This is a genomic window from Endozoicomonas sp. ALB032 (assembly GCF_049310125.1).
GTDB lineage: Bacteria > Pseudomonadota > Gammaproteobacteria > Pseudomonadales > Endozoicomonadaceae > Endozoicomonas_A.
In genome coordinates, this window is the sequence record NZ_JBLYNW010000001.1 from 4,152,279 (window position 1) to 4,171,446 (window position 19,168).

Here is a 19,168-nt window from a genome sequence, read left to right on the forward strand (position 1 = left end):
TCAGGCGAAGCCGTTTTTGTTAAAAAGTAGTGTCTAAATAGTTTCGTTTTTGCCGGACGGGCTCAGGAGAATGACATAGACCATGATGACTAGAATTGATCGTTTGTTTCTTTTACTGCTGGCAGGGCTCGTTGCTCTGGGAAGCGGGTACAACAGAGATTTTCAGCCTGTTAAAGAGCCCGCAATAGAACAGGTGCAAAAGGTCACCAGGGAGGAAGTCAAGGTTGAAAAAAAGGCTCAAAAGAATATTCCCGACTTTGCTGCCATTGAGGACGTCAATAAGAAGAAAAGTCAGTTCTTTGCCCACGTGAAGCAAATGGTTGATGAAGAGAATGAGCGTCTGGCGGGTATTCGTCAGGAAGTTAAGATGCTCAGGGAAAAATCGGCTCTGCATGAAAGCGAAGAAAAGTGGCTGTTGGATATGGCCCGAAAGTTCAGAGTGGATGAAGAGCTTAAAGTCAGTGATGCGCTTTATGACGACCTGCTGCACAGGGCGGACGAGATCCCGGTATCGCTTGCTCTGGTGCAGGCGGCTAACGAGTCGGCCTGGGGGACTTCAAGGTTTGCCGTTGAAGCCAACAACTACTTTGGCCAGTGGTGTTTTACTCCGGGCTGTGGTGTTGTTCCTGGTGAGCGTCCGGAAGGTGCGACCTACGAAGTCAGGAAGTTTTCTTCATTGGAGGCATCGGTACGGTCGTATATGCATAACCTCAATACCAGCCATCATTATGAGGGTTTGAGGGAGCTGCGTTCAAAAAGAAAATCCATGGGACACCCGGTTACCGGGCCGGTACTGGCACAGGGACTTTATGCCTATTCCTCCAGAGGTATTGATTATATAGAAGAGTTGGTATCCATGATTGAGAGTAATGATTTGTTGAAGTACGATCTGGAAAAGCCTCTAACGAGGCACTAGTCGTTGATGGATATCCGATCGGACGATCGGATCTCGAGGTCGACCCCTTCGTACGTGTTCCCTGCGCCCGCAGGGATGAACCCGGCCAAAGCAAAGCCAAGAGTGTGCGTGTCAGAGGTTAACAATATTCACAATGGAAGCTTGTTCAGGCTTTTCCTCTTCATCGTTTTCATCCCTGAAGGACAGAGGTACATCCACCGGGTCAAACGCAGTGTCTCCATCTTTAACAGGCTGACCATCCGCCGTCAGATTGTTGAAATCAAACAGTGAGCTGTCTGCCAGATGGGAGGGCGCTACGTTCCTCAGAGCTCTGAACATGCTCTCCATTCTGCCGGGGAAGCGTTTGTCCCACTCGGTGAACATAGCCTTGATTGCCTGCCTCTGAAGGTTTTCCTGAGAGCCGCAGAGATTGCAGGGAATAATCGGGAATGCCTTAAACTCGGAAAAACGGACAATATCCTTTTCACGGCAGAAGGCAAGAGGACGGATTACCGTGTGCTGACCGTCGTCACTGACCAGTTTGGGCGGCATGGCTTTCATCTTGCCGCCATAGAACATGTTCAGGAACAGGGTTTCCAGAATATCATCCCGATGATGGCCCAGGGCAATCTTGGTGACTTTCAGTTCGCTGGCCGTGCGGTAGAGGATGCCTCGGCGCAGCCGAGAGCAGAGTGCGCATGTGGTTTTGCCTTCAGGCACCTTCTCTTTGACGATGGAGTAGGTATCTTCCTCAACAACGCGGTACTCAATACCCAGGGTTTCCAGATAATCAGGCAGTACATGTTCAGGAAAGCCAGGCTGTTTCTGATCAAGGTTGACTGCGATAAGGTCAAAATTGACCGGCGCATAAGTCTTCAGGTTCAGCAGAATATCCAGCAGGGTATAGCTGTCCTTACCCCCGGACAGACAGACCATGATGCGGTCGCCGTCCTCAATCATGTTGTATTCGGCGATGGCCCGACCTACCTCTCGTCTCAGGCGTTTCTGTAGTTTGTTGAAGTGGGTTTTTGCGCTTTTTGTTTGGCTCTGCATTTTGGTTCTGTCTTGTCTCTGAAAGTACCCAACTTCATTTAAGGCCCTTAGAGGGGGCGGTTAAACCGGGTGACTTACTGCTCTGGATAATGGTGAAACGGGCAAGATCCCGAAAATTCACAACATTATAATCAAAGGTTTCACGATAGGCATCAGGGATAATGACAGCAGCAGCTATAAGTACCTAACCAATTAGTTACCTCCCGAACTCACAGGGCTGACGGCTGCTATTGTGAATGAGCTGTCGAAATATGGTTAAGTGAAGCTATGCTTATCTAATGGACAAAATGCGCAGGGACACAGGTTCCAGTCGTTTATACACAGAATAATCGTGGACATTTATTCAGGGGACTTCCATGGCTGATTACGAGAAACTGAGAGTCTGGTTATTATCTCGCAGAGACGAGTTGAATATCCGGCTCGGAAACATCAATAAAGATATGACTCGCAGAGCCAATGCCGATTGGTCGGAGCAGGCGCAGGAGAGGGAAAATGATGAGGTTATTGATCAGCTGGGTAATGATGCCCGGGCTGAACTTAATCTGATAAACAAAGCATTGGATCGTATGAATCATGATGATTACGGCTTCTGTACCGGCTGCGGTGACAAGATAGTTGAAGCCCGTCTGGCAGCTATGCCTTACGCCGATCTTTGCATCAAATGTGCAGAAAAGCGGGATCGTGCCAGCTGACAGCGTTAGGGAGTCTTCAGACTCTCTGACACTGACTCTTCCATAGAATTCGTTATCAAAGCCTTGTAACTGTCCACAAAGCTCTCAATGGGGCCGGGGTGGTGACGGTGGTAGTAATTATGCCAAAGCTTACCCAAGGCATAGACGTCATCGTGGGGCACCTTGTGGATTGGCTTATCGATTCGATAATAAATCATCCAGGCAATGGCGGTAGCGTAAGAGAGATTGGTCGCTAATTCCAGATGCGGATGAGCCAGAAATTCTCTCTGGCTGGCCAGTCCCCGGATCAAACTGGAAAGGTCGGATTTCTTCGCCAGATAATGGTCCCAGATATTGCGATGCATTCTGGGCGAGATTTGAAAAATTCCCAGAGCCTGATGGTGTTCCTGTTTAAGATGAAAACCCAGTCCGGATTCTCTGGCAGCTGTTCCCAGCAGCAGATTTTCTGCCGTAGGACTCCACATTTTTAAATGCTTCAGGGTCGGGCGAACAACGTAGTGGCGCAGCTCCTTTGCACAAATACCCATCGGGATTTCCTTTGTCTTAGAGCATTATTTTCATTATTCAGATTATCGTAGCACTCAGAAAATTCTTAAGTACAGCATAATTTAACCAGGGCATACTTCGGGTGTGAAAACCACAGCAGCCCCTGATAGTCATTTTCCGATAAAACTGAATACCTGAAAGTTGCGAAGGCGTTGAAAGGCGTGGGGTGCCGGGAAAGAAAAGAAGGAGACTACTCCCCTTCAAATTCACACAGTGAGAAGACAGGAATTCCTGCTTCATTTAGTATCTTTGAACCACCAAGGTCTGGAAGATCCATAATGGCAGCTGCTTCCAGAATTTGTCCGCCCAGTTGTCTGACCAGTTGACCGGCCGCAAGCAAAGTGCCACCTGTAGCAATCAGGTCGTCAACCAGAATGACTTTATCGCCTTTCTTAATAGTGTCTGCATGAACTTCAAGCGTTGCCTTCCCGTACTCAAGTTCATAATCCTGAGCGACAGTATTGTAGGGCAGCTTTCCCTTTTTTCTAAACAGGATCAGTGGTTTGTTCAGGGCATATGACAATGCAGAGCCTATCAGGAAGCCCCGCGCATCAAGAGCGCCGATCCGGTCAAACTCAACATCCATATAGCGATGAATGAGGCTGTCCATGACCGACCGCCAGGCTTTGGGGTTCTCGAAAAGAGTGGTCACATCCCGGAACTGAATGCCGGGCTTTGGCCAGTCAGAAACGGTTCTAATCTGTGCTTTCAGATAAGCTTCGTCAACGATCATATCTTTCCCTTAATGTCCGTTCCTGGTGCGCTTATGCGGAGGAGATAATCTGTTCCAAACCGACAGACTTTCCACCCGCCAGGGAGCATAATTGAATCGGGTCACGGATTTCAATTTCTTTGCCCACTGCGAAGATCAGATCGTTTTTCTGGAACCGGGTAAATACCCGGCTAACGGTTTCTACAGCCAGTCCCAGGTAATTGCCCATTTCATTGCGGGACATGGACAGGCGGAATGACTGGGATGAGAAGCCTCTGCGACGAAAACGACTGGCCAGGTTGATCAGGAAGGTCGCAATTCTTTCATCAGCGTTTTTCTTGGACAATAGCATCATCATCTGCTGATCTTCACGAATCTTCTTACTCATCAGGCGCATCATATGACGACGCAACTCCGGGAATCGGTCGGATAGCGTTTCCAGCTGGTCAAAGGGGATTTCACAGATCATGGTGGTTTCCATGGCCTGAGCAGAGACCGGGTAGACGTCAGTATCGAGACCACTCAGGCCCAATATCTCACTGGGAAGATAGAAAGACGTAATCTGTTCCTCACCTTCATTGGTGGCGGTATAAGTTTTTAAGGCCCCGGAACGGACAGCGAAGACGCTGGTAAACCGGTCTCCTTCCAGGAACAGGTGTTCCCCCTTCTTGAGAGGGCGGCTTCGCTTGATGATGCGATCAAGCTGGTCAATGTCTTGTAGATTCAATGCCAGAGGTAGGCAGAGGGAGCTAAGACTGCAGTCTCTGCAGGCCACATGGCCAGGTTGTCGTACATTGGGCTTTGACGTCATTGAGTGGCCTCAAAGTCGTATTGGCGAAATCGCTGACGATTCTATTGAAAATGCTACCAAAGTGTAAGTCTGTGCTTTCCGAGACTAAAGCGTAATTCCTTCATACTTAAGGCTTTTTCGGAAAATCCTTACTGGGTTGCGATAAGTCCGCACTAAAAAAATGTTGTACTTGATCAGTTGCCTGGCAGTTAAGTCATTGAGCTTGATGAGAAGGCTGTGAACGCTATCAATACCTATGATGCAAGAAAGATGTTCTTCAGCGCCAATGTGTCGATAACTGTACTGAATACAATTTCGTAAATCAGGGAGATTTACGCCATGAGTCTGCTCAGCTCAGTGACAGGGATTCTGTTTACTCCAACCGTGCAAGTGGCTGAACCTCGAACCTTTGAGGAACTCGTTGCCGCTGAGGATTTGACGTTCAATGATCTTTCACCACAGGAAAAGCAAATCCTGATGGCCAGAAAGGGTGAGCTGACAATTGAGGAACTCAGGGCATTAAAGCTCGAAGAGGCCGAGTGTGCTGAGCTTGAAGAGGCGCATCGTATCCGGCTTCAAAAAAGTGCGATCTGGGATGGCCGCAGAATTGCTGTCACGATAGCCAAGGGAACCGGGGTTCTGGTCGTCGGTGCTTTTGCTGCCGGGGCCGCTTCTGTATCGGTGCCTGTTGCTGCCGGACTGGCTGTATGTTCAGGGGTGGGCTACCTGTTTTATCTGCGGACCCATTCAGGCGAGCTGGAAACACGTTCAAAGCAACTGACTGATTTTGTCATTACCCATGCACAACCCCAGAGAATCATTCGGGAACAGCTGGAGCTAAGAGAGTCTGAGCGTGCAGAGGCTCTGGATAGAAGGCTCCGTGAGGCAGAAGACGCGCTGAAGTTGGAGAAACAGCGAAAAGCAGAGTTGGCCGACCAGCTGCTCCCGGGAAAAGCGGATCTGGCATCAGGGCAAGAACACTTTAAACAAATGCAACATAGAATCGAAAAACTCAGGGCTGCGGAGAAACAGCAAAAAGAGTTGGCTGGTGAGTTGAAAACACTGACTGAGCAGCACAGGAAAGTTGATCGTGAGATGGTGGAAGTGCTTGATGAAGTTGAACAACTGAGTGAGGCGCTCAGGAACAGGCAAGGCAGTGACAAGGGAAGAGATCGCCAGCAGTTAAAACAACAGGATTTGAGGTTACAAGAGACACTTCAGCTTTTTCAGGAAAAGGTCGAGGCGCTTGAAGATGAAGCACGGATACTGACTGAAACCATTAAAGAAAAAGATATTGAGTTTGAAAGGCTGAATCGGCAGAAAAACCATCAGACTACTGACATTCAGGCACTGATTTTGCAAAAGAAAGCCGTTGAGCGAGACACCATTAAACCATTGCAAAGAAGACTCAGGGCAGCCGAGCGGATGCTGATGGAGGCAGGAGCCGATCAGCAGGCTATTCAAAACCAGCTGTTTCAAACCCAGCAGACAGTTCGATCTCTGGAAACGGAGGTAAAGACGGTTTCTGATGAGGCGGTTACCCAAAAGCTTGATTTGGAGAGGGCTACTGAGAAGGCACTGTTCCTGGAGTCTCAGCTGAGTTCTGCCATTCAGCATAAAGACAAAACCTATAAGGACTACCTGATTGTCATTGATGAACTTAATGCTGTTCGTATGCAGCTTGAAAGCAGTCAGATGTTACAGCATGAGCTGGAGAATCAGCTGGAGAAGGATAAGGCGGCTCAACGCATTCAGGAAAGGCAACTGAGGTCAGATCTGGAACAATTGCAAAAAGAGAAGGCCGGGTTGATCAATAACTCAGCAAAGGTCGCTTCCGAGAATCAGTTTTATCGGGAGCAGATTGATCTGCTCACCCGGGAAGAGCAGATGGTCAGAGCCCGTTGGGTAGAAGCCCATAAGTCGACTCAGCGTCTCAAGGATGTTGAAAAAGAACTGCAGGCTCAGGGGGAACTGCTCCAGGAAACCAGAGTTCAGTTGCAACATGAGGCTTGTTCCAGAAAAGTGCTGACAGCAGAGCTCAATGGTTTTAAGCAACGGGAAGCAGCCGCTGCTAAAGAAAAAGGTTTGCTGGAGGTGCAGATCCAGCATCTCAGGGAACAGGAAAAGACCGATCGGGATGCGCTCGTCTTGACAGAGCGTCAGCTTGAAGAGAAAAAGAATGAGCTTAAATTGTTGCAGGAAAGTTATACCGGCCTTAAGGAGAATATCAGTCAGGGTGAGCTTTCGAATCAACAGCTCAGAGCCGAACTGGACCGGGTGAGACTAGAGGTGCTGGTTAGAGATAGAGAGATCAGGGAAGTTCGCGACCTTTTACAGAAAACAGAAAGTGTTCTGGAAAGCTCTGAGCAGAAGGCATTTGACCTGAATGCAGAGTATGAGTCTCTGCGCAGCCAGGCCATAGAGGGGACTGTGGTCAGCGCTATGGATCACGTGGATCAACTGACCAGTGATTCGCTGAATAGCAAAAACCACTCAAGAAAGGTTGAGGAGCAAAAGCATAACCTGGAGCTCCAGTTTCAGGCGCTGAGCAGTATGAATAAGCAGCTGCTCGAAGAAGTCACTCAGTTTAATAATAAACGAGGTCAGAAAAAAAGAAGAGTCTGGCAACAGCAAATCAGGCAGGCCAAATCTGAAGCTGAGCAGAGTCAGCTTCTTGCCAGAAAATTACAGCAGGACCTGATCAGCAAAAACGACTCAGTTCATGAAATGAGTGAGAGACTTAAGCAAGTTGAAGAGGCGTTCGCTCAGGTCTCGGAGCAGTTAAATGCCACAAAGCAGGAAGCGAGTGCTGTATCCGTTCAGCTGCAGTCAACCAAGATAGAGTCCGAAGAGCGAAGGCTAAAGCTCAAAGAATTGGAAGACTCCGGGGCTAAACTGCAATTCAGACTGGATTCCCTGACCAACGAGCTTGAGCTGCTCAGGTCAAAACCCGAAGGCATTGATAAAGAAGCTCATCAACGAGTCGTGGACGAGCTGGAAAAAGCACAAGGCAATGTCAAAAAATTACAGGGAGAGCTGAGTGCCAGTGACAATCTTGTAAGCGAATCTCTGGCTGATGTTCAGACGTTGCCAGAGCTCAAAGGTAAGCTCAGGGACATTGAGGAACAGCTGTCGCTCCTCGGGGGGTATTTGCAAACGCCTCATGAGTCGTTTCAAAGTAATGCTGATGAGTTTACCAGGACCTTGTCTCGGCTGAAGTCTGAATGTCAGGAGATCGTTGTACTGACGGGACAGGAAATGACCGCTCTCAAACGTCAGGTCGAACAGCTCCATGATATGAACTATCTGTTGAAAGTTCAGGAAATAGAGGGTCAGACCAAGACTCTGGAAACTCAGGTTAAGCTGGTTGAAGCTCTGAGAACGCTCAATGGGTTGCAAAAGGGCAGCGACCCTGAACAGGCAGACAAGTTTGCTGAAGAATTGGTTGCTGCTGAAGCCTCGCTGCAGGCATCAAGACAGGAAGCGAAAGAGCTGTCACGGACTCTCATGACAGTGAAGAATCATCCTGTTATTCAGGCTGAAGCAGATCCCGAAGCCCTGGCGCTGGAACGGGTGCGCGATGATCTCTTGCTGGAGCAAAAAAAGTCAGCAGATTATCTCAGTCAGATCAATACGCTGAAGATGCAGTTTGTTCTACAGCATTCTGAAATGCCACTGTCGGAGATTCCTGATGAAGACTACCCCAGGGTAATTCTGGAAGTGGTTAAAAAGTACATTGCCGTTGATGAACATGAAACCCGTCTCGGGGCAGGTCTGGAAGCCATGCTGACCGAACCTCTGGATTATATTCACCGCATTGACGATTATGACGATGACGCCAGAGACTGGGAGATTGAGCTGGCTGGCGAAGAAGCTCTTGAGAGCTGGCAGCAGGCCCTGAATGAGGAACAGCTTCGCTCAAGGGCATACTTCAAAGAATTGATGGCCCTTCGGACATACCTGATCGCTGAACTGGAATATCGTGGATTAACAACAAAAGCGCTGGAATGGGGCATGGGCGAGCTACAAGACATTATTGTTGATCAACTGCGAAGGGATGGAAGGCTTAAAGACTCCTCCCAGACGATTTCACCCACAGCGATAACCGTGCTTTCGTCATTGCAGTCGACGGCAAATGACCCGGGCAGTCTGCAGCTCGATGACCCTGTGGGATTGATATGGGATTATAGTGATTTTTTAGATCACTATTCAGGGGGCTTTAACGATTTAACTTCTTGTGCCTCTGACGATGAAGACAATCCGCCATCAGAATACGATTCGACCCAGTCTGAAGTCGACAGCCTTGAGGATTCTGTTGAGAATGAGACGCTCTGGCAGCAGCTGCCTGAAGATTTGGACTATCAGGAAGAGTTTTACCTTTACCAGCAAGTGAGCTCTGCAGTGGATGAGCTGGAGAAAATTGACCGGGAGCTTGAAGAGCTGGATTGGTCTGAATCTTCCGATGAAGAAACCGGGCCAGAGAGTCCGCGAGTCAGGCTGGAACAGAGGAAGCAAAAGCTTATCGACTGGCTCCGGCAGGAAGATGCTGTCAATATAATGCAAAAGTTTCGTTAGCAAGTGGGCAATACACAACCGTTAATATAACAACCTTGTTAGTCAAATCCTGAAAATAATCGGTCATAGTCCCCCGAAGGAATTAAATCAGTACTCCGGGGGAGGGAATTATGGCCAGAAAATCGCTCAAATTATCTTTGGTCTTGGTCATGCTGTTGGCAACCGCTGTGTTGCCATTGCCAGTGCTGGCCATTGATCCGGCCATAATTGTGACCGGGGGAACGGCCCTGCTGGGGACTGGGCTTGGCGGACTCTCCTACAAATTTGGTCAATGGCTATACGGCCCGGACAAGGGCAGTGATGATAAACCTGCTCCGGTATTGGTTGAACCGGTCTCTTTTTATAATCCCGGTGAAGACAAGCCTTATGAAATTACTCTCAGGCTCCTTGAAAATGGCGGTGACGGAGGCGGTGGTGAAGGCGGAGAAGCGCACGTTAATCATAAACCTGACTCGGATTCGAGTCTCATCCCGACAGATCCTGCAAGTCCGAAAAAGCCTGGAAAACCTGTCGATGGGGTAAAAGGTGCTCAGGAAAAATGGGTGGTTGTCAGAGTTGAGAAAGGGGCTGCCAGTCGTGAGTTGCAGTCACTGATTGATCAGTCTCTGCCTGAAGCCGGAGAAGTGCTCTTTCATCCGTCTCCCAGTGCTCAGGCGACGTTAAATGGCTCACGCCACTTGGAAATGGCTACTACCCGGGCGCTGTTCAGTCAGTTGAGTGATCTGCGTCAGATTCTGGATTTCTACCGCAATGGTCAGGCTTTTCTTCTTGATAATGCCAGTCTGGATCAACGTACTGTGAAAGGCGGTAACCAAACATCTACCGGGAAGTTGCAGAGCGGTGAGAGCAGTCAGTGGCACAGCTTTGTACAAACTTATGGTTCGAAATCCCATTACTCATCACTGCCTGGTTTAGAGGGAATGAATGCCGACAGTCACGGGCTGAATGTCGGAGTATTCACTCAGGCCACTGAAAATACCCTTGTCGGCCTGATGCTGGGTAGCCGGAAAACATCAGCCAGTTTTCAGCAGAAATTGGGTTCGGGCTCCATAGAGTCTGTTCACTTTGGTCCGTTCCTGTCCTGGCAGAGGGATCAATGGCAGTTTGATGGTGCCCTGACTCTTGGTACCAAACAATACAGCAGCAAACGCACGGGTAGCGATGGTCATCGACTTCGAGCCTATCGCTCAGGCACCGACTGGAATGCCTTCGGTGCCCTGGGTTATGACATCGATATGGATAACTGGCTCGATGGTCTTACCGTCACACCTATGGTTGAGTTCCTTTATCATCATTCAGAGTCGGACAGCTTTAGAGAGAAAGGCTTGTCTGACGGAGCGCTGGCTGTGCGCGGGCAGTCTTTTGAGCAATCGATTTTACGATTGGGCAGTGACTTTGTCTTACTGAATGAAACCGGGGATACCCCCTCGGCCCTGAAGTTTTCTGCGGGCTACCAGCAGCAGACGGTGTTGAGTGGAAAGTCCAGATACACAGTTAATAATACCGGCCAACATGCATCGTCAGAATATCGGGCTCAGGAGATTAACGACAATGGGTTGTATCTGAGTATGGGCTACAACACCACAATGTCCGGGCAATCCAGTCTGAGCATGAATTATACGGCGATTCGATCCAGTCGCAGTACCAGTGATGGCCTTCAGCTGAGCTACACACGATCTTTCTGATTGTTACCACAAAAACCGGGCTGTCTGGCTATTCTGGCTTTTAAAAGGATAACCAAACAATAGAAATCGTGCATTGCCCGCATTTCTACACGAAAAGTGTCAAATAACCTTTGAATAGAGGTTCTGCTGCTGTTGTATCTGCTGCTTAAAATAACCATCAAACTGCATGCAGATGTTTCTGATCAGCATTTTGCCCCTGGGTTCCACCTTAATTCCCTGCTCAGTCAAAGAAAGCAAACCATCGTCAGCCATAGGTTTCAGTGCTGCCAGTGCATCAGAAAAATAGTCACTGAACTTGAGGCCATAATGCTCTTCCACCTCAGCAAAGTTCAGTTTGAAATGGCAGATCAGTTCGTTGATGACACTCTGGCGAATCTCATCGTCACGATTCATGGTCAAACCACGGTAGATTGGCAGGTGGGCTTCATTGATCGAGTTTTCATACGCTTCCATGCTGACATGGTTTTGCGCATAAACACCGCCCACCTTGCTGATAGAAGAGACGCCCATGGCAATCAGATCGCAGTGACTGTGTGTAGTGTAACCCTGGAAGTTTCTGTGCAGGGTGCCTGTTTCCTGGGCAATGGCCAGCTCGTCATCCGGCAGGGCAAAGTGATCCATGCCGATGAAGACATAGCCGCGCTCCACCAGCCTCTCGGTAGCCTTATGCAGAATGTCGAGCTTTTCCTCAGGAGAAGGCAGATCTGCCTCGTTGATCCTTCTCTGCGGTTTGAAACGGTGTGGCAGGTGAGCGTAGTTAAATAATGACAGTCGGTCTGGTGCCATCTCGATCACCCGGTTCACGGTATTCATAAAACCTTCGACGGTCTGATGAGGCAGGCCATAAATCAGGTCCATATGCACTGACTTGAAAGCCATGGTTCTGGCGGCATCCAGAACAGACTGAACCTGTTCTTCGGGTTGCACCCGGTTGATGGCTTTCTGAACCTTCTCGTCCAGATCCTGTACACCGATACTGATACGGTTAAAGCCCTCGTCACGCAGGCGAGACATCATGACCCAATCCACCTCGCGAGGGTCCAGCTCGATGGAAAAGTCCGAATGACTTTGACAGTTGAAGTTGAAGACGGATCTCAGCTTGTCCATCACCGCAGAAATCTGGTCCGGGCTCAGAAACGTCGGAGTGCCGCCACCAAAATGAAGCTGTTCGACTCTCTGCTCCCGGCCAAACAGACTGGCTTGCATGTCAATCTCGCGAAACAGGTAGTCAAGGTAGTCTTTTGCCTTGGAACGGTGTTTGGTGACTATCTTGTTGCAGCCACAGTAGTAGCAGACGTGGCTGCAGAAAGGTATGTGTACATAAAGCGACAGGGGTTTATTAGTCGCACTGCTTTCCCGGGCGCTGGATTCATAGTGCTCGGGTTTAAACCCCTCCTGAAACTGAACGGCAGTGGGGTAGGATGTGTATCTTGGGCCACTGAGGTCATACTTCTTGATCAGACCTGTATCCCATACGGGGGCTGTACTCATATTATCTCTCGAATTGGTTACAGCTCATCTGGCTGGGCTCTGTTGATGACTATACAGGTAAACAGCCGATTGACCGGTTCTTTTATTAACAGTTTAAAGACTAAAAAGCCAAATGTATTTGACGTGTGTCAATAAGTAGGTGACGCAATTCATACCGGTTCCCATGCTTTCGCGCCTGTGGGGCAGACATGGAAAAAGTTTTCTTTAGGGCTGTGGATTCAGGAGAAAGGCCGTTAGAAATGCTAACCGGAATGTCATTAAGAGGTCTTTGCGTGAAGGCTAAAATCAATTGATAGCAAAGTAAGGAATTTGCTTCATTGCAAACCTGAGAGTTCATACAGGCAATCGGGAACTTTTAATGTCCGTTGCCTGTCTAACACTATAAATTATCACGGAGGATAGATCATGGCTTATGGATTAACACCAACAACAGACAGCTCCGCAACCGGGGCTAAATTTCAACCGCCGCAGAACAGTTCAGCGGGGTCTGATACTTGTCCGGCGACAACATCGAACGGTCGACGTCTGGTTGAGCCTGCATCTAGTACAAGTAGTACAAGCGCAACAGGATACGATCTGCGCCAACGTGGTTCATTGGATCAACGTACCTGTCAGTGGTTGGAAGAACTCCAAAGTTTTACAGGCCAGAATGTAACCGATGTAAATCGGGCTGCAAGCAGCGTCGCAACCACAGCGGAATCAGAACCATCGCAGTATTGTGAATCGGAGGGCACTGGCAAAGTTTTTGAAAAAATCGGAAAAATCCCTGCTGAGTTTATTCAAGAAATGACCAACTTAGTGTTAGAGGAAGAAAGATTTAAGCCTGAAGATTTATCCCAATTAAAAGAAGATAAAGATGCACTGCCATTTTTATTGACACCCTATGATGTAGTAGACGAGAACGGCAATCGTTACAGTGAATACATAATGTCAAAGGGTTCAGAGGATTCAGATGATTCAGAGGATTCAGAGGATTCAGAGGATTCAGAGGATTTTGAGGTCAGGGGCCTCCGGGTAGGTCTTAGGGAGTACACACTGGAGCCAGACACTGAGTTAAAGGTAAAAGCATTTTACTCATTTATGATGGGGGTGCAGGACAGTATAGATAAACTCCTTGGATTTGGAATTCTGGAAAGTGGTCATCCATTCATATACGAAGAAGATTCGAATTCCAGTACCCAGGATCATTACACTCCATGTATTACTATTGCACCTGACTGGAGCAGTCTGATTGATAATATAGATAATGATTATCTGGAAAAATTTGTAAAAAATATGGATGAAAGCAATTGTCAATTGCTCGACGATTGGCTAGAAATCACCCCATCAGGCAACCTCGATGATATACGTGATAAGTTGAAAATTGTTTTAAGTCCCGACTTATTGGATATGTTCTGTCAGCAGGTGTTCAAGATGATCAATCATTGAGCCACCTGCTCAAAACGGGCTGTTGCGTGCCCTATTGATTAGAACGGCTAACCGTTATGTCATCAAAAAGCTTTTGCGAGAAGGGTATAGTCCATTTACGACGAAGCAAGGATTTGCTGCGTTGAATAGTCTAAGGGGCTTCAGGTAATCGGGAACTTTTAATGTCCGTTGCCTGCCCAAAACCATTCATTATCACGGAGGATAGATTATGGCTTACGGAACAACAACTAGCAGCGCTGCAACCAGAGCTGAATTTCAACCGCCGCAATACACTGCAGCGGGGTCCAATAACTGTTCGACAACAACGTCAAATGGTCGAAGTCTCGTTGGGGTTGAGCCTTCATCTCATGTAAGCCCAACAAGACAAGATCCGCTCCAATCTGTTTCATGTGCTCAACGTACCTGTGAGCGTCTGGAAGTAATCCCAAATTTTACAGGCCGAAATGCAGCCGATGTAAGTCAGGGTTCAGGCAGCGCCGCAACCAGAGCGAAATCTCAACCACCGCAGAATTGTGAATCGGGGGCCAATGGCTATTCTGCACCAACTTATAGTTATCTAAGTGAATCTTCGAGTTCACCTAATAGTTTTTCAGGAGGAAACATGATGGGCCTAACTCTTGGAATTGGAGGAGAGCCCACAATCTTTCCTACAATTAATGGAATGTTTATTGAAACGAACCGGGGCTTTTATGATGGAATGTTTATTGAAACGGAGCAGGACTTTTATAAACGTCGGCTGAACGATGATAGTAAAAATCTGACCGATTATAGAGAACCGGGACCGGCCCAGCCACATCAGTAAAAAACGTTGCTGTAGAAAGGTAAGTGCACAAAAAGCGACAGGGGTTTATTGATCGCACTGCTTCCTCGAGCGATTCATTACTCTTTACTCGTTCCCACGCTCCAGAGGGTGTCGCAAAACTCTTTCCAGCATGGGAACGAGTTTACTCCCGTCATTCCCGCGAAGGCGGGAATCCACACTGACTCACCACCAGAACCATACTGCCCGGTGCCCTCCTGGCCTTGTCATCACCGAGAAGGCAGAGATCCACTGTTGGCGCTGGATTCCCGCCTTCGCGGGAATGACGACTTAGCTACCCACACTGGGACACAGAGCGCCTGAAAGCATGGGGTTAATCTCACCAAGGATCACAACGGCAAAGCATCCACTTCTGCGCCGACAGCACCCAATCAGTCTATGCTGGACAACAAATAACATTGGACTCAACCGGGAGAGAATATTTTGGGAGTTATTGGCCTTTGCAGTCTTGCATTGTTCAAGGTTCTTTTCGGTATTGTCACCTTCTCCGGAGTGATTACCTGGCAAGAGATTCAGTCAGGCCATATTGATACCCGAAGAAGTCCTGGCCAGCTGGCGGCTTACCTTGGCTATCTGACGCAATTGAAGCTGACTGGGAAATCGCCTGAAACTGCTGTTCTGGAGAATATTTTCAAGCTATCAAAGCAAAGGGCGCTGGAATGCAGTGATGGTCATTGTATGTTGGAAAGCCGACTGGCGTTGAATAGTTTTCCTTATTGGCTGGAAGACGACGTAGTACATCTGTTGCTGTTTATATCCGGCAAGGACTGGCAGGAAGAGTTTTTGCAGGAAGAGTCAAACCGGCTGTTAAAGAAAAATCTTGGCGAGTTACTGTCAAAGTACTCTCTGGAATGGTATGTCCATGTGAATCCGCCCCATAAACGAACGGTGGCGGGTCTGGCTCATGCTCATATCTTCCTCAGGAGTGTGAACTCAAAGGAGATTGCTGATCAGGTCGAGCAGATCTTGCAGTCTGGTCAATAAGGGCGGGATCCCTGGTCGTTCAGTAATGCCCGCCGTGTCCAACAGAGAGTACGGACATGACCCAACCCTGTTGCGGGCCCGGAATACTGTAGAGACCAAAGAGAATCATCATAATGCCGGCAATATTGCGGGTCAGGCTGGCTTGTATGACAGACGCCAGTTGTCTTGCAAATAGTCCGGTCAGAAATACAGAGGGCAGGGTGCCCAGCCCAAAAGCGGCCATCAATAAGGCAGACTGAGTCGGGTTATTCTGACTGGCAGACCAGATCAGTGTGCTGTAAACCAATCCACAGGGAAGCCAACCCCAAAGGGCACCCAGGGCCAGAGCATTAGGTGTGCTGCGAATAGGCAGTAGTTTGCTGGCGAGCGGTTGAATGTGTTTCCAGAGGTGCTGCCCCAGCTTTTCCATTTTCATCAGACCTTTCCACCAACCGGTGATATAAAGACCCATGGCGATCAGCATAGCGCTGGCAATGATTCGAAGTGAAGATTGCAGGGTTTCGCTGGCATCCCCCAGGAACCAGCCCACTAATCCAAGTAGCAGGCCCGCCAGAGCATAACTGCTGATTCGGCCTGCATGATATGTCAGCATTAACCAGCTGGTTTCAGCTTTTGAGCGCCCTCTGAGGGAAAGGCTAAGGGCCGAGGTGATACCCCCACACATGCCAATGCAGTGAGTACTTCCCAGCAAGCCAAGGGTGCTTGCGGCTAGTAGAGTGGGTACTTCGGTCATGGCTATCTATCTGCTCAGGGTTGTTTATATGCTCAGGGCTTTTTATAGGCTCAGGGCTGTTTCTGATCACTCTTTTTTGGACGGACGACTGGCTTTTGGCGGGCCATCGTCAAAAAGAATACTATGGGCGGGCCCTTCCAGATCATCAAACTGGTCATTATCGACTGCCCACAGGAATATCCTGACAGCAACGGCAATCAACACTACGGCTATAGGGATAAGAATGATCAGGCTTTCCATAGGGCTCTATACCTTCACAGCAACTTGCAGATTATTCGCATTTTCACGATCACTATCCCGGCTGGCAAGTTGTTCTCCCCGGGGAGCAGGCTTTTTGTCTTTGCTCAAACGCAGTGCGTTGCCTACTACCAACAGAGAACTCAGTGCCATGCCAATCGCAGCCATCCAGGGAGCCACCATAGCGGCCGCTGCCAGGGGCAGGGCCGTCATGTTGTAGCCAAATGCCCAGGCCAGATTCTGGCGAATGATCTTGCGGGTTCGCCTGACCAGGTCAAAGGCGTCAATCAGACGACTCAGGTCATCGGATAGAAGAACGGCATCGGCACTGGTCTTGGCCAGATCTGAAGCATTGCCCATGGCCAGAGAGATGTCTGCGCCGGCCAGAACCGGTACGTCATTAATACCATCGCCCACCATCAGAACATGTTCGCCATCAGCTTGTCGCTGACGAATAAATTGCAGTTTGTCATCCGGACTGGCCTGAGAGTGCCATTGTTCTATGGCTAATTGTCGGGAGACAGCTGCTACCACCGGCTCCTGATCACCACTGAGCAGTGTAACCCTGAAACCGGATTCTTTTAACTGAGCAATGACACGGGCCGCTTCGGGTCTGAGACTGTCTGCCACTTTAAACCAGCACAGTGGCAAGTCATTCTCGGACATCAGTAACCATTGTCCTTGCTGCTCCGGAGGTGCCGGTCTATTTGTTTGACAACAAAAATCGGGACGACCAATTTTGTAGTAATTTGCAGCCACTCTCGCTTCAATGCCCCGTCCGGTATGACTGACGACCTCTTCAGCCCTGAGGTCAGTGGCGACGGCAAAAGCTCTGGCAATCGGGTGTTCCGAATGCGCTTCAATGGCTGAAGCAATGGCGAGCAAATTATCTTCAGAATACTGGCAGTCGGCAACGGGATAAATGCCTTCCATTCTTAAACGGCCCTGGGTCAAGGTGCCGGTTTTATCAAAAACAATGTGGGTGATTTTGCCCAGACCTTCGAGTACATGACCCCGGGTAACCAGGAATCCTAATTTATGCAAATAGCCTGTTGCTGCCGTCAGAGCCGTTGGCGTTGCCAGAGAGAGTGCACAGGGGCAAGTGACGACCAGTACCGACAGGGTGATCCAGAACGCTTCTTCCGCTGCAACACCGGACCAGTAAAAGTAAACGACCGTTGCGGTCACCAGTACCGAAGCTACAAAGTAACCGGCAACACGATCTGCCAGTCGGGCAATGGCAGGTTTGTCCTGCTGGGCATGTTTTAGCAGTCGGAGAATCGCAGACATCCGGGTTTCTTCGCCCACATGAGTGATTTCAATTTCAAGGGCGTTGTCGATATTAAGGCTGCCTCCCATTACTGATTCACCTTTGCTGCGGGCTATTGGCAGATATTCGCCGGTCAGCATGGACTCATCGACACTGCTGCTTCCCTGCACTATAACGGCATCAGCCGGGATGGAATCACCGGGCAATACCCGAACATAGTCTTTGGGTTTCAGATCTTGAAGAGGGACTCGAACATACTTATCACCGTCTTTTTTCAGGCAGCTGGAGGGCAGCAGGTTGCTGAGGGCCCGGGCTGCCCGTGAGGTTGAGTGTCTTGCACGGAGTTCCAGATAGCGACCGGTCAGCAGGAAGAAAGTAAACATTGAAACCGAGTCGAAATACACTTCGCCACTGCCGTTTACCGTTGCCCAGAGGCTGGCAACATAGGCGCCACCGATGGCAATGGAGACCGGTACATCCATGCTGAGATGACGGGTACGGACATCTCGCAGAGCTGCTTTAAAGAAAGGTGCAGCAGAGTAGAGTATCACCGGAGTGGCCACCAGGGCACTGATGTATCGGATCAGATCCCGATAGGGGGCCGTCATGTCATTACTGATCGCTCCGGAGTATAGCGCGATGGCATACATCATGACCTGCATGGTGCCAATACCGGCAATGGCGAGGCGTCGTATAAATACGCGGTTCTCTTTCTTGAGCATGGCTTCCTGACGATCCGCTCGCCAGGGGTAGGCCTTGTAACCAATCTGGTGAATGGCGATCAGAATATCGCTGAGTGGAACCTGTTCATTATTCCAGCTGATCTGGGCTTCATGAGTACTCAGGTTAACAGTGACGTTTTCCACACCCTCGATCAGGCCAATATGACTCTCCAGCAGCCAGATACAGGCAGCACAGGTGATGCCTTCTATCAATAGGCTGGCCTGTCTTTCAGAATCGCCATTGCGGATCACAAAGTCCTGCTGAATGTCATCCCGGTCGTAGAGCCGGAGTTCTTCTTCCAGTCGCTGACTGAGTGCATTGGCTTGCAGACCGGGATCGGTGCGGTGCTGGTAATAGCTGTCCAGACCGCCGGCAATGATGGCTTCAGTCACCATCTTGCAGCCAGGGCAGCACATAGGCTGTTCTACATCTTCAACCATCGCCGTGTAAGGCGGAGTCCCTTCGATAGGCAGGTGACAATGGAAACAGTGGCAACTTTCAGAATGTTTACTCATCCACTCAATCCAAAATGCT

Annotated in this window: 16 protein-coding genes; 8 read left to right on the forward strand and 8 right to left on the reverse strand. The window is 49.2% G+C overall.

Translation table 11 applies throughout. The annotated features are described in order from the left end of the window. Positions 1-82 precede the first annotated feature (82 nt). Positions 83-916, forward strand: a complete 834-nt coding sequence (locus tag ACO6VG_RS15960) for a glucosaminidase domain-containing protein (RefSeq protein ID WP_422474686.1) — start codon at positions 83-85, stop codon at positions 914-916. 111 nt (positions 917-1,027) lie between these two features. Here ACO6VG_RS15960 and ttcA read toward each other — a convergent pair whose 3' ends face one another. Continuing rightward, positions 1,028-1,948, reverse strand: coding sequence for a tRNA 2-thiocytidine(32) synthetase TtcA (gene ttcA / locus ACO6VG_RS15965; RefSeq protein WP_422474688.1), 921 nt, complete (start codon positions 1,946-1,948; stop codon positions 1,028-1,030). 356 nt (positions 1,949-2,304) lie between these two features. On the opposite strand from ttcA, the gene ACO6VG_RS15970 reads away from it, so the two are divergent. Next, on the forward strand, positions 2,305-2,640 hold the full coding sequence (locus ACO6VG_RS15970) for a TraR/DksA family transcriptional regulator (RefSeq protein WP_317145896.1): 336 nt from the start codon (positions 2,305-2,307) through the stop codon (positions 2,638-2,640). Positions 2,641-2,645: 5 nt separating this feature from the next. Here the strand turns inward: ACO6VG_RS15970 and ACO6VG_RS15975 are convergent, their stop codons facing one another. From ACO6VG_RS15975 to fnr, 3 genes are all read right to left on the reverse strand, one after another. Beyond that, positions 2,646-3,167 carry a hypothetical protein gene (locus ACO6VG_RS15975; RefSeq protein WP_422133211.1) on the reverse strand — a complete coding sequence of 174 codons (522 nt, stop codon included), beginning with the start codon at positions 3,165-3,167 and terminating at the stop codon, positions 2,646-2,648. A gap of 209 nt (positions 3,168-3,376) precedes the next feature. After that, positions 3,377-3,916 (reverse strand): adenine phosphoribosyltransferase, encoded by a 540-nt coding sequence (locus ACO6VG_RS15980; RefSeq protein ID WP_422137089.1) that lies wholly within the window; start codon positions 3,914-3,916, stop codon positions 3,377-3,379. A 34-nt stretch (positions 3,917-3,950) separates the two neighbouring features. Continuing rightward, positions 3,951-4,709 (reverse strand): fumarate/nitrate reduction transcriptional regulator Fnr, encoded by a 759-nt coding sequence (fnr, locus tag ACO6VG_RS15985; protein WP_422133212.1) that lies wholly within the window; start codon positions 4,707-4,709, stop codon positions 3,951-3,953. A 318-nt stretch (positions 4,710-5,027) separates the two neighbouring features. Here fnr and ACO6VG_RS15990 point away from each other — a divergent pair, with 318 nt between their 5' ends. Next, entirely contained in the window at positions 5,028-9,263 is a 4,236-nt protein-coding gene (locus ACO6VG_RS15990; RefSeq protein WP_422474690.1) for a hypothetical protein, read from the forward strand. Between the two features lie 110 nt (positions 9,264-9,373). Then, complete coding sequence (locus ACO6VG_RS15995; protein WP_422474692.1) at positions 9,374-10,948, forward strand: autotransporter outer membrane beta-barrel domain-containing protein; 1,575 nt, start codon at positions 9,374-9,376, stop codon at positions 10,946-10,948. 99 nt (positions 10,949-11,047) lie between these two features. On the opposite strand, the gene hemN is transcribed toward ACO6VG_RS15995, so the two are convergent. Then, positions 11,048-12,439 (reverse strand): oxygen-independent coproporphyrinogen III oxidase, encoded by a 1,392-nt coding sequence (hemN, locus tag ACO6VG_RS16000; RefSeq protein ID WP_422409099.1) that lies wholly within the window; start codon positions 12,437-12,439, stop codon positions 11,048-11,050. A gap of 405 nt (positions 12,440-12,844) precedes the next feature. Between hemN and ACO6VG_RS16005 the strand changes: the two genes are divergently transcribed. The 4 genes from ACO6VG_RS16005 to ACO6VG_RS16020 all read left to right on the forward strand — a co-directional run bounded on the left by ACO6VG_RS16005 (position 12,845) and on the right by ACO6VG_RS16020 (position 15,671). Further along, positions 12,845-13,867, forward strand: coding sequence for a hypothetical protein (locus tag ACO6VG_RS16005; RefSeq protein WP_422474694.1), 1,023 nt, complete (start codon positions 12,845-12,847; stop codon positions 13,865-13,867). A gap of 208 nt (positions 13,868-14,075) precedes the next feature. Further along, entirely contained in the window at positions 14,076-14,669 is a 594-nt protein-coding gene (locus ACO6VG_RS16010) for a hypothetical protein (RefSeq protein ID WP_422137611.1), read from the forward strand. A gap of 108 nt (positions 14,670-14,777) precedes the next feature. Beyond that, positions 14,778-14,990 (forward strand): hypothetical protein, encoded by a 213-nt coding sequence (locus ACO6VG_RS16015; RefSeq protein ID WP_422133218.1) that lies wholly within the window; start codon positions 14,778-14,780, stop codon positions 14,988-14,990. A 120-nt stretch (positions 14,991-15,110) separates the two neighbouring features. Next, positions 15,111-15,671 carry a DUF3605 domain-containing protein gene (locus tag ACO6VG_RS16020; protein WP_422137612.1) on the forward strand — a complete coding sequence of 187 codons (561 nt, stop codon included), beginning with the start codon at positions 15,111-15,113 and terminating at the stop codon, positions 15,669-15,671. 19 nt (positions 15,672-15,690) lie between these two features. Here the strand turns inward: ACO6VG_RS16020 and ACO6VG_RS16025 are convergent, their stop codons facing one another. The 3 genes from ACO6VG_RS16025 to ACO6VG_RS16035 form a co-directional block, all read right to left on the reverse strand. Continuing rightward, positions 15,691-16,404, reverse strand: a complete 714-nt coding sequence (locus ACO6VG_RS16025) for a sulfite exporter TauE/SafE family protein (protein WP_422133220.1) — start codon at positions 16,402-16,404, stop codon at positions 15,691-15,693. A gap of 66 nt (positions 16,405-16,470) precedes the next feature. After that, on the reverse strand, positions 16,471-16,644 hold the full coding sequence (gene ccoS, locus ACO6VG_RS16030) for a cbb3-type cytochrome oxidase assembly protein CcoS (RefSeq protein ID WP_422133221.1): 174 nt from the start codon (positions 16,642-16,644) through the stop codon (positions 16,471-16,473). A gap of 6 nt (positions 16,645-16,650) precedes the next feature. Beyond that, positions 16,651-19,149, reverse strand: coding sequence for a heavy metal translocating P-type ATPase (locus ACO6VG_RS16035; protein ID WP_422137613.1), 2,499 nt, complete (start codon positions 19,147-19,149; stop codon positions 16,651-16,653). Positions 19,150-19,168: the final 19 nt, after the last annotated feature.